Origin of the sequence: Sorangium sp. So ce1036 (assembly GCF_051369805.1) — a bacterium.
Lineage (GTDB): Bacteria > Myxococcota_A > Polyangia > Polyangiales > Polyangiaceae > Sorangium > Sorangium cellulosum_F.
The window spans coordinates 9160514-9173555 of the sequence record NZ_JBBMOX010000001.1 but is presented as its reverse complement, the minus strand read 5'-3'; the positions used below and the strand labels follow the sequence as shown (position 1 = coordinate 9173555).

The 13042-nt window shown below is 71.5% G+C and carries 8 protein-coding genes; 6 read left to right on the top strand and 2 right to left on the bottom strand.

The features are described from left to right. Positions 1-8: 8 nt before the first annotated feature. On the top strand, positions 9-1967 hold the full coding sequence (locus WMF31_RS34450) for a 4-alpha-glucanotransferase (protein ID WP_436606008.1): 1959 nt from the start codon (positions 9-11) through the stop codon (positions 1965-1967). A gap of 161 nt (positions 1968-2128) precedes the next feature. Beyond that, positions 2129-3904: a serine/threonine-protein kinase gene (locus WMF31_RS34445; protein ID WP_436606007.1), complete on the top strand. Its 1776-nt coding sequence runs from the start codon at positions 2129-2131 to the stop codon at positions 3902-3904. A gap of 63 nt (positions 3905-3967) precedes the next feature. Here the strand turns inward: WMF31_RS34445 and WMF31_RS34440 are convergent, their stop codons facing one another. Then, the gene (locus tag WMF31_RS34440; protein ID WP_436606006.1) at positions 3968-5461 is read right to left on the bottom strand and encodes a T9SS C-terminal target domain-containing protein; all 1494 of its coding nucleotides are present in this window, start codon (positions 5459-5461) and stop codon (positions 3968-3970) included. Continuing rightward, entirely contained in the window at positions 5461-6504 is a 1044-nt protein-coding gene (locus WMF31_RS34435; RefSeq protein ID WP_436606005.1) for a tetratricopeptide repeat protein, read from the bottom strand. The genes WMF31_RS34440 and WMF31_RS34435 overlap by 1 nt, the downstream gene beginning before the upstream one ends. A 571-nt stretch (positions 6505-7075) precedes the next feature. On the opposite strand from WMF31_RS34435, the gene WMF31_RS34430 reads away from it, so the two are divergent. The 4 genes from WMF31_RS34430 (at position 7076) to WMF31_RS34415 (ending at position 13029) form a co-directional block, all read left to right on the top strand. Next, positions 7076-8032, top strand: coding sequence for a hypothetical protein (locus WMF31_RS34430; protein ID WP_436606004.1), 957 nt, complete (start codon positions 7076-7078; stop codon positions 8030-8032). 43 nt (positions 8033-8075) lie between these two features. Then, positions 8076-8846, top strand: a complete 771-nt coding sequence (locus WMF31_RS34425; protein WP_436606003.1) for a thioesterase II family protein — start codon at positions 8076-8078, stop codon at positions 8844-8846. Positions 8847-8956: 110 nt separating this feature from the next. After that, the gene (locus WMF31_RS34420) at positions 8957-10603 is read left to right on the top strand and encodes a fumarate hydratase (protein ID WP_436606002.1); all 1647 of its coding nucleotides are present in this window, start codon (positions 8957-8959) and stop codon (positions 10601-10603) included. 905 nt (positions 10604-11508) lie between these two features. Further along, positions 11509-13029: a protein kinase domain-containing protein gene (locus WMF31_RS34415; RefSeq protein ID WP_436606001.1), complete on the top strand. Its 1521-nt coding sequence runs from the start codon at positions 11509-11511 to the stop codon at positions 13027-13029. Positions 13030-13042: the final 13 nt, after the last annotated feature.

The following is a 13042-nucleotide window of genomic DNA, read 5'->3' as shown; positions in this document are numbered from 1 at the left end:
CTACCGCGATGAAGGACGCCGGGAACGACAAGGGCAAGGCGGAGCCGACCCAGGTTCGGGCACAGGAGGATGAGAGGGAGCTCGTGCGGGCCGCCTTGCGGCTGCTGGGCATCCGCAACCTGGTGCTCGCGATCCACGATCCGAGCTTTCCGTCCGACGACGCGGAGGACATCGGGCGCGGTTCCCCTTACACCGAGGGCGGGCGCCGATTCCTCCGCTTCGCTCGAGATCTCGGGTTCAACGGGCTCCAGCTCGGGCCCCAGGGGGAGACGTCCGCGGACAACGCGTCTCCCTATGACGGCACCATCTTCTCGCGGAGCACGCTGTCGATCGCGCTCGCCCGGCTCACGGAGGACGGCCCCTGGGGCGCGCTCCTCCGCCCCGAGTCGCTGGCGAAGATCGTCGCCGGGAAGCCCGGCGGCCGCGAGGGGCGCGCGCTGCACGGCGATGCGCACCGCGCGCAGCGCGCCGCGCTCCGGGAGGCGTTCGCGGCGTTCGTCGCGCGGCGGGGGCGTGGCGAGCTCGCGCCGCTCGCGGCGCGCCTCGACGCGTTCAAGCAGCGGCACGCGGCGTGGCTCGAGCGGGACGCGCTCTACGCGCCGCTCTGCGCGGAGCACCGGAGCGGCTCGTTCCACGGCTGGGCCGGCGAGCCGGACCTGGATCGCCGCCTGTTCGCGCCTGGCCCCGGCGAGGCGGTCGCGTGCGAGGAGCGAAGGAGAGAGCTCCTCGACCGGTACCGCGACGAGGTGGAGCTCTACGCCTTTTGCCAGCTCGTCGCGCACGAGCAGCACGCGGCGCTCCGGACCGTGACGGCCGAGCTCGGGCTCAAGCTCTACGGTGATCTGCAGATCGGTTATTCGCCCCAGGACGCCTGGGCCCATCAATCGGTCTTCCTGAAAGGCTATCTGATGGGGGCGCCGCCGAGCCGGACCAACCCGGAGGGCCAGGTGTGGAACTATCCTGTCCTGGATCCGGCGCAGTACACGGGCGCCTCCGCCGGCGCGCTCGCGCTCGTGCGGGCGCGGATGGACAAGATGTTCGACGAGTTCGACGGCGTGCGCATCGACCACCCGCACGGCCTGGTCTGCCCGTGGGTCTACGTCGCCGACGCCCCGGATCCGCTCCGCGCCGTGCAGGGCGGCGCGCGGCTCTTCTCGTCGCCCGATCTGCCGGACCACCCGCTGCTCGCCCGCTACGCCATCGTCTCCCCGGCGCAGCTCAACCGCGCCGCGCCGCGGTACGCGGACGACTGGATCACCTCGCTGTCCCCGGAGCAGATCGGGCGCTACAGCGCGCTCTTCGACGTGATCGCGAGCTGCGCCGAGGCGCGCGGGCGCTCCACCACGGACATCGTGTGCGAGGTGCTGAGCACGCTCCCGTTCCCGCTCCGGTGCGTCCTGGAGCGGCACGGCCTGGGTCGCTTCCGGGTCACGCAGAAGGCCGATCTCGACAACCCGAAGGACGTCTATCGCAGCGAGAACGCCGCGCCCTCCGACTGGATCATGGTGGGGACCCACGACACGCCGCCGCTCTGGGCGCTGCTCGACACGTGGCAGCGGACCTCCGCGCTGCCCCGGCAGGCGGCCTACCTGGCCACCCGCCTCGCGCCCTCGCCGGCCGAGGAGGGGGCGATGGCGCGCGCGCTCGCGTCCGACCCTCACCTGCTCGCGCAGGCCAAGCTCGCCGATCTCTTCGCGAGCGAGGCGGCGAACGTGATGGTCTTCTTCTCCGACCTGCTCGGGCTGAAGGAGACCTACAACGCCCCCGGCACGATCAGCGACGACAACTGGTCGCTGCGCGTGCCGCGCGGGTACGAGCGATCGTATCCGGAGATGCGCGTGCGCGGCGCGGCGCTCGACCTCCCGCGCGCCCTCGCGCTCGCGCTGCGCGCGCGCGGAGGTGCGGAGTCGGACGAGCGCCGCAACCTCATCTCCCGGCTGGAGCGCCGGGCCGGCGCGGCGCGGTAGCGCGGCGCTCGTCCCAGAGCTGCCTCCTCACGCCGGCGTGAAGCCACGGCGGACGCGATCGTCTTCGCAGGAACGTCACGTCGCGTTTGCGTTCAAGCAACAGGTCAGGGCCATCCTGTCGCGCGGTTTCCCCCGCGCGGTGGGGGGCCGGCCCAGGTGGCATGCGCGCTCCCAGCGACCCCAACGGTTGGCGGAAATATCGCCCGATCGCCGAGATCGGCCGGGGCGGCATGGCCGACGTGTGCCTCGCGGTCGCCCAGGGGCCCGCCGGGTTCAACAAGCTCGTCGTGCTGAAGCGGGCGCGGATCGAGCTCTGCGAGGACGCCGAGATCCTCGCCATGTTCCTCGACGAGGCGCGCCTCGCGGCCCGGCTCAACCACCCGAACGTCGTGCAGACCTACGAGGTCGGCAACGACGGAGAGCGCCTTTACATCGCCATGGAGTACCTGGACGGCCAGCCGCTCGGCAGCCTCCGCGCCCGCGTCGGGCACGGGAGGGTGCCGCTCCCGGTCCAGGTCCGGGTGCTGTGCGACGCGCTCGCCGGGATCCACCACGCGCACGAGCTGCGCGATTTCGACGGGACGCCCATCGGTGTGGTCCACCGCGATGTGAGCCCGCAGAACATCTTCGTCACCTATGACGGGGTGATCAAGGTGGTCGACTTCGGGATCGCGAAGGCGGCCGACTCGCTGTCGGAGACGCGCACCGGCATGCTCAAGGGAAAGGTGTCCTACATGTCGCCGGAGCAGGCGCGCGGGGAGCGCGTCGATCGGCGCTCCGACGTCTTTTCCGTGGGGGTGATCCTCTGGGAGGCGATCGCCAGGAAGCGCATGTGGAAGGGCTACAACGACCTCGCGGTCCTCGCGCGGCTCTCGATCGGTGAGCTCCCGAGCCTCCGAGAGGAGGCGCCCGACGTCGACGTGGACCCCGAGATCGAGCGGATCTGCCTGAAGGCGCTCGCGCCCGCGCGCGAGGCCCGGTATGCCACCGCGGCCGAGCTGCAGGAGGAGCTCGAGCGCTGGCTCGAGGAGCACCCCAGGGGCACGACCGCGCGGGAGGTCGGCGCGTTCGCGGCGGACCATTTCGCGGAGGACCGGGCGCGGATCAAGCAGCTCGTCGAGGAGCAGCTGCGCGACGTCCGCTGGACCGGGAACACGCCGAAGATCACGCTCGCCGATCTGCCGAAGCTCGGCGCCGGGCCGTCGTCCATGACCCCGACCTCGACGGCCCCCACGATGTTCAGCACCGCGAGGGCGAGCTCGATGGTGCCCTCGACGAGCGCGACCGGGCAAACCGCGCAGAAGCAGACCGCCGCGCGCCCGATCCGCACGGTGATCGCGATCGGGATCACCTTCACCCTCGCCACGGGCGTCGTGGTCCTGGGCATCGTGCGCGCCCCATCGTCGAGCGACACCGCGAGCGGCGCGCACCCGGCGCCGGCCGAGCCTCCGGCGCCCTCGCCGCAGCAGGGGGAGATCAACCTCGTCGTCCGCGTCTCGCCCGCGGACGCGAGGCTGTTCCTCGACGGCGCGCCGCTGTCGACGGGCGCCTACCAGGGTCGCCTCGCCAGGGGCGAACGCGCGCACGTCCTCCGCGCCGAGGCGCCCGGCTTTCTTGCTCGGGAAGAGAAGATCATGGCGAGCAGCGATCTCGTGGTCAGCCTCGCGCTGGAGCTCGCGCCCGAGGCGCAACCAGGGAAGCTCACCCGGAGCGCGCCGCCGCCCGCCGCGCGACCGACACCCGTCGCGTCCTCGCTGCCCGCCGTGCGGCCGCCGTCCGCCGCGCCGTCGCCGCCCGCCGCGCGATCGACGCCTGTCGCGTCATCGCCCGCCGCGCGTCCGCCGTCCTCCGCGCCGTCGCCGCCCGCCGCTCCGGTGCCGTCCAGCCAGCAGAAGCAGAAACGCTGGATTGACGTGGAGAGCCCCTATGCCCGCTGACAACCGGCGAGCGCCCTCACGCGCTGCGCGGCGGCTCCCCGGCGCCTCGATCCCCGATGGCGCTCACTTCCTGTTCCAGACGGCCCAGGCGCCGGTCGTCGCCCACCGATCGTCCGCGTCGCGGAACGCGCCGACGTACGTCGCCGTCGCGTCGAAGAACCCGTCGTCCGGCGGGGTGGCTGCGCCCTCGGTGAGCGGCGACGAGGGCCCGAACTCCGGGCCATCGGCGTTGAAGCAGTCCGGGATCCGCGGGTCGACCTCGCGGTTCCCGCGCGCGGGGTCGAGCAGGAACGCGGCCTCGTCGAAGCCCTCGTCGTCGTCCTGGACCGAGCCTGCCGGCTCCGGATAGGCCAGGTTGTGGACCAGGTTGCCGAAGAAGACCGAGCTCTCGATCTCGATCTCGATCTCGCCCGCCGCGTCCCGGACATCGAGCCCTGACTCGAAGCCCGTGACCACGGTATTGAGGATGCGCGCCCTCGTGCCGCGCCGGAGCAATATCCCGTATTGCTCCAGGTCCACCTCCCGGTTCTTGCCGCAGAGCGTGGCATTGTAGATGGTCGGCTCGCTCACCGGGCTGTTCGTGGTGCCGAGCGCGTCGTTGTCGCCCTCGAACCCGTTCATCTCGTCGGCGAGGGACGGCTCCTGTTGCAGGACGAGGAACTGGAGCCGGCCGCGGAATCCATTATCCCAGTCGAAGCCGTCGTCGCCGGCGTGCTGGCAGGCCAGGTACTTCGCGTCGACCGTGCCGCCGAAGAACTCGAAGCAATCGTCCGCCGTGTGGCGGACCTGGACATGGTCGACGATCGTCCCCTTGCCGACGCCGCCGAAGGTGAGCCCGTTGACCTCGTTGTTGGGCGCGATGGCGAAGCCGCTGTACTCGATGCGCACGTATTTGAGGATCCCGCTCGAGTCGTCGACGTCGTCTCCGCCGTACTCACCACCTCGATCCAGCCCCTCGATCCTGCCGCGGGTCGGGGCGCCCTCCGCGTCCCGGAGGTTGGCGGGCGCTCTCCCGAGGAGGATGACGCCGCCCCAGTCGCCCCGCTCCCTGAGGCCTTCCGGCAGCGCGCTCGTGAAGACGATCGGCTCCTCCGGCGTCCCGACGGCCACGAGCTTCGCTCCGGGCTGTATGGCCAGGATTCCTGGGCTCAGCGGATCGCTGTCGCCGAGGAGGGTCGTCCCCTTCTCGATCGTCAGCGTCGCGCCGGGCGTGACCAGCACGGTCCCCTTCAGCAGGTAGTGGCGATTGCACGTCAGCGTGAAATCCTTCGTGACGTCGCCGCTGAGCTCGGCGACGGGCTTCTCGGCGGCCTCGCAGGACGGCGCGCTGCCGCCGCCCGAGCTCGTCGCGCCGGGGCCGGGGCGCACGCACGTCGCCTGCGCCACATCGCACACGGACCCGGGAAAGCGAGCGCAATCCGCGTCCGACGCGCACTGCTCGGCGCCCCCCTCGAGCAGGACGGAGCAGGCGCCGGCGCAGGCGAGCGCGGCGAAGGGGAGCGCCGCTCGCGCGCGGCCGCGCGCGGACCGAAGCCGCTCTGGGCGTCGCGCCGGCATCAGAACGCGCCCTGGATGCGCACGCCCGCGGGCGTGAGCGTGATCGCGGCGCGGCCCGCCCGGGCGGAGCCGCGGGCGCCGCGCTCGGCCGCTGGAGCCGGCCCTCCGCGCGCGAGCGTGAGGTACAGCGACACGCCGCCCATCACGACCGCCGCCCCGGCGAGGGCGTCCGCGGCGAGCGAGAGCGCCCTGCGCCTGTCGTCGAGCGCCTCGCGCTCCTCCCTCGTCGAGCCGAACGTCTCCCGCCGGGTCGTGAGCGCGCTCGTCGTCGTGAGGGCGAGCGCGCCGCTGACCCCCGCGCCGGCCGCGAGGACGGCGGTCGCCGCCCAGGGCCACAGGGGGACCGCCGGCCCCGCGGCGGAGGCGCCGCCGCGCGCCGGAGTCGTGGACGCCCCCCGGTCGGCGGCGGGGCGCAGCGGCTCGGTGGGACGCGGGCGCGCCGGCAGATCGAACCGGATCTCGAGGTGCTCACCGCCGGCGACCTCCACGATGCGCACGGCGGACCGGCCGTCCTTCGAGGCGACCACCCTGCGCCGCCCGGAGCTGACGGGCACCGGCGCCGCGAGCGGCGTCTTGCCGATCGGCACGTCGTCGATCGCGATCTCCACGCCGTCGGCGTTCGCCGTGAGCGCGAGCGTGCCCACGCGGAGCCGGAGCCGCGCGATCTCCGCTTCCACCGCGGTCCTGCGCTCGGCCTTCAGCGCCGCGCCGCCCTGCTCGAGGTACTGCTCGAACGCGCGCAGCGCCTCGGCGTATTCGCCCAGCATGTAGTGGACCTGCGCGATGTTGTAGAGGACGCGGTAGTTCGGCGCGAGCTCGTGGGCGCGGCGGAACTCGATGAGCGCCGGGGCGAAGTCGCCTTCCTGATAGAGCACCACGCCGCGCTGGAACCTGGACGCGGCCTCGGCTTCGCTCGCGAAGACCGCCGGCGCCGCCCTCTCGCGCCCCGGCTCGGCGGCCGCGCGGCCGGCAGAGAGCGCCGCGCCGGCGGCGACGAGGAGCGCGAGCGCGCGAGGGCGAAATGGAGTCCTGACGTCGGTCATCGCGGTCCGCCGTGGAGGCTGTCGAATCCCTGAATGCGTCCGGCTCCTGACGATCGCGGCGCGGACGCCGCTCTTCGCGCCTCGGCCGAAAGCGACGGCGGGGCGATGATCTCGTCCGTACCTGAGCGTCGGAGGCAACCTCCATGGCGACTCGACTGCAGGAGCGACCATGAACGATGCGCGCGGAGAAGATGCCCTGTGATCGTGACCGTGGCGCTGCAGGCATGTTACGTGTGCTGGGCGCCCGGGGTCCGGTCGGCGAGCGCCCGCTCGACTCCAGGAGGGCCAGCGATGGCGACGCGCGAGCAGGCGGCCCCCCGGAGCCGCGCGTGTCGACGCAAGGCGTCGCGGCGCCCGGTCGCGGACGGGCCCCGTCTCGGCCGCCTGGGCGGGCGGCGGAGCACGTGAACCGCGGTCAAAATGCTTGCATCCAGCGCGCCGGAGCTGCATTGATCCGTCGATCGCCGCAGCTCACGGGGCCTCGCCCGTGCAACGTGGCGGGGCGCGGTGCGACAAGGTGGGTCAATCGCCCAGAGAGACCTCGAGTCGAGAACGAGATGGGAGATCCCAGGTGAGCACGACCCGATCGTCTCTTGGCACCCTGCTCCTCATGCTCTGTCTGGCCACGCCTGCGCTGGCCCAGGAGGCGGAGCGGAGGCCCCCCATCACGGACACGCTGAAGGAGCGCTGGGCGAAGACCCAGGGCGGCCGGTTCGCGATCGAGGTCGACGTCCTCGGCACGTCGCTCGAGGAGCGCATCCCGGGCGCGGGGGCGGCCGGGGGCGAGACCGAGGTGGTGGAGTCCAGCCGGCTCGGCATCACCATCACCGCCGCCGCGCAGTACAAGCTCTTCGCGGGCCTGCACCTCGACCTGGAGATGCCGTTCATCTACGGCGACGTCTCGGGGCGGCACTCGACCGATCTGTTCGGCGAGCGCTTCTCGAGCACCGGAGAGTACACGAGGTTTCTGCTGGGTAACCCCACGGTCGGGCTCCACTACGCCGGCAACGTGCTGGGCAGCCTCGCGCTCTTCGGCGGCGTCAGCGGGACGTTCCCGCTCCACCCGGACCCCAGCCTGGGCGTCGAGGTCCCGGCGGTGGCGAACTTCCCCGCGCGGGCCTACTTCGACGCCCAGCGCGTGCTGCTCGGGCACATGGCCTTCCGGGCGCGCATCGGCACGGAGATACGCATTGGCAAGGTGCTGTACCTCACCCACGATCTGGCGGGCCAGGTCTTCATCCCGACCGAGGACGACCGGAGCACGAAGACCGTGCTCGAGCAGGGCAACGAGGTCGAGTTTCGCCCGCTCGGGAGCTTCGGCCTCGGCATGCGTTTTCAGGCGGCGTTCCCCACGTCCTCCAGCAACTCCGCCCAGCTCGCGGCGGAGCCGTTCGTCGCCTGGGAGCCGCCCGTGAAGGGCTCCTTCACCCGCGTCGGCGCGCTGGTCGCGCTGGACGACGACCTCGGCTTTGGCCTGGATCAAGGGAAGGTCGCCACCCTCCGGGTCGCGCTCGGCAGCAAATGGTAACGGCGCGAGCCCGAGCGGGGCGAGCGCTCTCCGGCCCCGCGTCATGAGCATGGAATCGATCTCCGACATCTGGATCGGCCGTCCGCGGCCCAACCCCGCGGCCCGGCTCCGCCTCTTTTGCTTTCCGTACGCGGGCGGGAGCGCGTCGGTGTTCAGCACCTGGCCGCACCAGCTCCCTCCGCAGGTCGAGCTCTGCGCGGTCCGGCTCCCTGGCCGCGAGGCGCGCATGAGCGAGCCGCCGTTCGAGCGCCTGACGCCGCTCGTCCGGGCGCTCGCGACCGGGCTCGCGCCCTGGATGACGAGGCCGTTCGCCTTCTACGGCCACAGCCTCGGCGCGCTGGTGAGCTTCGAGCTCGCGCGGGAGCTGCGCCGCCGGGGCGCCCCGCTCCCGCGCCGCCTCCTCGTGTCCGGGCGGCGCGCGCCGCACCTGCCCATCTCCGATCCGGCGCACGACCTGCCAGATCGCGAGTTTCTCTCGTGGATCCGCGCGCTGGGCGGCACGCCCGAGGAGATCCTGCGCGAGCCGGAGCTGCTGGCGATGTTCCTGCCCATCCTGCGGGCGGACGTGGCCGTCAACGAGGCCGAGCCGTTCGTGGCCGAGCCCCCGCTCGAGTGCCCCATCTCCGCGTTCGGGGGCCTCGCGGACGACCGCGCGGGCCGCGCCGAGCTCGAGGCCTGGCGCGAGCACACCCGGGGGCCCTTCACGGTCGAGATGTTCCCCGGGGGGCACTTCTTCCTGCGGAGCGCCCGGGATCTGCTCCTGCGGTCGGTCTCGGCCCACCTCGACGACGTCCTGCGCGCGCTTCCGGCGTGACGGCCGGCGGAGCGGCGCCCCGCAGCCCGGCGCGGCGGGTGTTGAGCCCGGGGCCGGAGCCATGCAAAGAAGCAGGGCCCGCAGCGTCCACGCACCCGGAGACCCGAACGATGACCGACTTCCAGTACCAGGACATGCTGCCGCTCGGCCACGACGAGACGCCCTACCGCCTCGTCAGCCGGGACCATGTCTCCACCTTCGAGGCCGCTGGCACGACGTTCCTCAAGGTCGAGCCGGAGGGCCTCACCCTGCTCGCGCGCGAGGCGATGCGCGACATCGCCCACCTGCTCCGGCCCGGGCACCTCGCGCAGCTCGCGAGGATCCTCGGCGATCCCGGGGCCTCCTCGAACGATCGCTTCGTCGCCCTCGAGCTCCTCAAGAACGCGAACATCGCCGCGGGCGGCGTGCTCCCGTCCTGCCAGGACACCGGCACCGCCATCATCATGGGCAAGAAGGGCCAGCAGGTCTTCACGGGCGGGGGCGACGAGGCGGCGCTCGCGCGCGGCGTCTTCGACACCTACCGCGCGCAGAACCTCCGCTACTCGCAGCTCGCGCCGCTCGACATGTACCGGGAGGTGAACACGAACGACAACCTCCCGGCGCAGATCGAGATCTTCGCGACCGACGGCGACGCCTACAAGCTCCTGTTCATGGCGAAGGGCGGCGGCTCCGCGAACAAGAGCTACCTGTACCAGGAGACCAAGGCGCTCCTGAACCCCGAGAGCCTGCTCTCGTTCGTCGAGGCCAAGATCCGCGCGCTCGGCACGGCGGCGTGTCCGCCGTACCACCTCGCCATCGTCGTCGGCGGGACCTCGGCCGAGTACACGCTCAAGGTCGCGAAGCTCGCCTCGGCGCGCTACCTCGACACGCTGCCGGCCGAGGGCAACGCGCGCGGGCGCGGCTTCCGCGACCGCGAGCTCGAGCAGAAGGTGCTCGAGCTCGCGCAGCGGACCGGGATCGGCGCCCAGTTCGGGGGCAAGTACTTCTGCCACGACGTGCGGGTCATCCGCCTGCCGCGCCACGGCGCCTCGTGCCCCGTGGGCATCGCCGTGTCCTGCTCCGCGGACCGGCAGGCGCTCGGCAAGATCACGCGCGAGGGCATCTTCCTCGAGCAGCTCGAGGCCGATCCCGCGAAGTACCTGCCCGACACGACCGACGCGGAGCTCGGGGGCGAGGTCGTGAGGCTGGATCTCCGCCGCCCGATGCGCGAGATCCGGGCGGAGCTCTCGAAGTACCCCATCCGGACGCGGCTCTCGCTGACCGGGCCGATGATCGTCGCGCGCGACATCGCGCACGCGAAGATCAAGGAGCGCCTCGACCGCGGCGAGGGCATGCCGGGCTACATGCAGGAGTACATGGTCTATTACGCGGGGCCGGCCAAGACGCCGGCCGGCTACGCCTCCGGCTCGTTCGGGCCCACGACGGCGGGCCGCATGGACGCGTATGTCGACCTGTTTCAGGCGAGCGGCGGCAGCTACGTCATGCTCGCGAAGGGCAACCGCTCGCCGGCCGTGACCGCGGCCTGCAAGAAGCACGGCGGCTTCTACCTGGGCTCGATCGGCGGCCCGGCCGCGCGCCTCGCCAAGGACTGCATCAAGAAGGTCGAGGTGCTCGAGTATCCCGAGCTCGGCATGGAGGCGGTCTGGAAGATCGAGGTCGAGGATTTCCCCGCCTTCATCGTGGTCGACGACAAGGGCAACGACTTCTTCGCGGACATCAACCAACCGTCCGGCCGCAAGCTCGACGTCGCCGGCTGAGCTCCGCGCGCCGGGCCGCCCCGCCGGTACGTTGCAGGCGGATCGTGAGCGGCACAACAGGGGGGCAGGTCGGGGCGGACAGGGGGGCGGCGAGGCGGAACGGAGGCACGCGGAGCGGGCCCCGAGGACCGCGAGCACGGTCGATCGGGTGCGCGCGGACAACGAAGGATGCTCCCGCCGGAGGAGACATGATGAGAGAGCGCGCGACTGGGTAATGACGCAGTCCTCGATGGGCTGAAAGGCGCTCTTATGCACAGGGCGGAAACGAATGCCGCGTCTCCTTTGGCGCCCAACAGCCCTGTCTTCTCCGTGTACGAGGCAGCACCTTTTCGACGTATCGCCTCCTCGAGCCGCGGGCGAGACCGCCGCAAGGAGCGTCGATGCACGAGGCAGCCTGCCCGTGAGCGATGACGAGCCCTGCCGCCGCCGCCACGGATTCGCCTCTTCGCCGGCGCCGCGCGCACCGCGCGGTCGTCGCTGGAGGCGGCGCCCGGCGAGCCGACGCCATCACCGCGGCGCGGGACCCTCTCGTGAAACCACCGTGCAGAATGATGCTGTGACCGAACGCCGGGAGCCCTGCCGTGCAGCTTCTGTGTGAGTGATTACATGATGCGGCTTCGAGCCTCACCGCCGGTCACGTCCTGACATTCCGCTGCTCGACCGAGATGAAGCGTCGCGCCAGATTGCTGCGGTGCGACGATGGAGCGATGCGGCAAATGTCCCGATCTTGCCGGACGGGTTTCCGTATATAAAAGTCTTTGCAAACTCACCGTTAACGGAGTAATTAAGCTCTTATAGCGGGGGATGTCGTGAATGCAGGCGGTCAAATCATCTCTGCAAACAAGCAAGCGAGTAATAGCTTGCTTGGTAGGTACCGCCTGGTTGCAAAGTTGGGTCGCGGTGGGATGGCGGATGTGTTCCTCGCCGTCTCCCGCGGGCCGGGGTCGTTCAACAAGCTCGTTGTAGTCAAGTGCCTCCGCGTCGGGATGGCGGACGATCCGCGCTACGTCCTGATGTTCCTGGACGAGGCGAAGCTGTCGGCGCGGCTGAACCACCCGAACGTCGTCCAGACCTACGAGGTCGGGGGCGAGAGCGGCAGTTACTTCATCGTGATGGAGTACCTGGAGGGCCAGCCGCTCCGGGACATCGTGAGGGCGGTGGTGAGCGGCTGTCCTGGCGCCGCGAGCTTCACGCGCGCGACATGGATCAGGATCATCGTCGAGGCGCTGCGCGGGCTCCATTACGCGCATGAGCTCACGGATTTCGACGGCCGGCTGCTCGGCATCGTGCACCGCGACGTCTCGCCGCACAACATCTTCGTCACGTACGACGGGGTGGTGAAGATCGTCGATTTCGGCGTCGCGAAGGCGACGCTCAACGCCTCGCGGACCGAGAACGGCACGTTCAAGGGGAAGATGGCGTACGCCGCGCCCGAGCAGGCCATGGCGAGCGAGGACGTCGACCGGCGGGCCGACATCTTCGCGATCGGCATCGTGCTCTGGGAGCTCCTGGCGATGCGCCGGCTGTTCGACGGCGACCATGTCTGCGTGATGCATCAGCTGCTCACGCGGGACATCCCTCGGGTCTCGACCGTCGTGCCGGACATCGACCCGGCGCTCGATGAGATCGTGGCGCGGGCCCTCCAGCGCGACCCGGATCGGCGGTACGCCACCGCGCAGGAGATGGGCGACGCGCTGGAGAGCTACCTCGCGGCCTCGGGCGAGGACGTCCGGACGGAGCAGCTCGGCGCTCATGTGCTCGAGATGTTCGCGGAGAGCCGGGCGCTCGTGCGCCAGCAGGTCACGGCGCAGTTCGAGTACCTGACGTCGCTCGACATCACCGGCGATCTCCCTCGCCCGTCGATGGTGGGCGAGTTCCCCCGCGCCTCGATGGTGATGGGGATGAGCCGGTCGATGTGGCCCTCCACCACCGGGGCGGGGCTGCCCGTCATCAGCGACCAGAGCCACTCGGGCCCGCAGCAGCGCGAGCCGTCGGCGCCCGAGCCCGACAGCCTGGGCGCGGCGGTGGGCCGCACCTCGTCGTGGCGGCAGCGCGGGTACCTCGCCTCGGCGCTCGGCGTGGCCGCGCTGGTGGCCGCGGGCATCGGCGGGATGATTCACGGCAGCGCGCAGGAAAACGCCCACGCGCAGGCGCAGGAGCGCCTCGAGCCGCCGGTCGACCCGGCGACCCTCGGGCCGAAGGCCAAGGTGACGATCCAGAGCGACCCCTCGGACGCGTACGTGAGCTGGAACGGGAACGTGCTCGGCAAGACGCCGCTCAGCGTGGAGCTACCTCCGGGGACGCAGATCCTGGTGGTGTCCAGGGCCGGCTGTCACGATGCGACGCTGTATCTGCCGCTGTCCGCGTCAGACGTCCTCGAGCGATCGGTCACGCTTCGCCCTCACGAGAGCGGGCGACGCCCCTGAAGCAGGGCGCCCG

Bases quoted from the DNA above. Each gene is read 5' to 3' on its own strand.
- WMF31_RS34450 (WP_436606008.1), top strand. From the start codon at position 9: ATGAAGGACGCCGGGAACGACAAGGGCAAGGCGGAGCCGACCCAGGTT.
- WMF31_RS34445 (WP_436606007.1), top strand. From the start codon at position 2,129: ATGCGCGCTCCCAGCGACCCCAACGGTTGGCGGAAATATCGCCCGATC.
- WMF31_RS34440 (WP_436606006.1), bottom strand. From the start codon at position 5,461: ATGCCGGCGCGACGCCCAGAGCGGCTTCGGTCCGCGCGCGGCCGCGCG.
- WMF31_RS34435 (WP_436606005.1), bottom strand. From the start codon at position 6,504: ATGACCGACGTCAGGACTCCATTTCGCCCTCGCGCGCTCGCGCTCCTC.
- WMF31_RS34425 (WP_436606003.1), top strand. From the start codon at position 8,076: ATGAGCATGGAATCGATCTCCGACATCTGGATCGGCCGTCCGCGGCCC.
- WMF31_RS34420 (WP_436606002.1), top strand. From the start codon at position 8,957: ATGACCGACTTCCAGTACCAGGACATGCTGCCGCTCGGCCACGACGAG.
- WMF31_RS34415 (WP_436606001.1), top strand. From the start codon at position 11,509: ATGGCGGATGTGTTCCTCGCCGTCTCCCGCGGGCCGGGGTCGTTCAAC.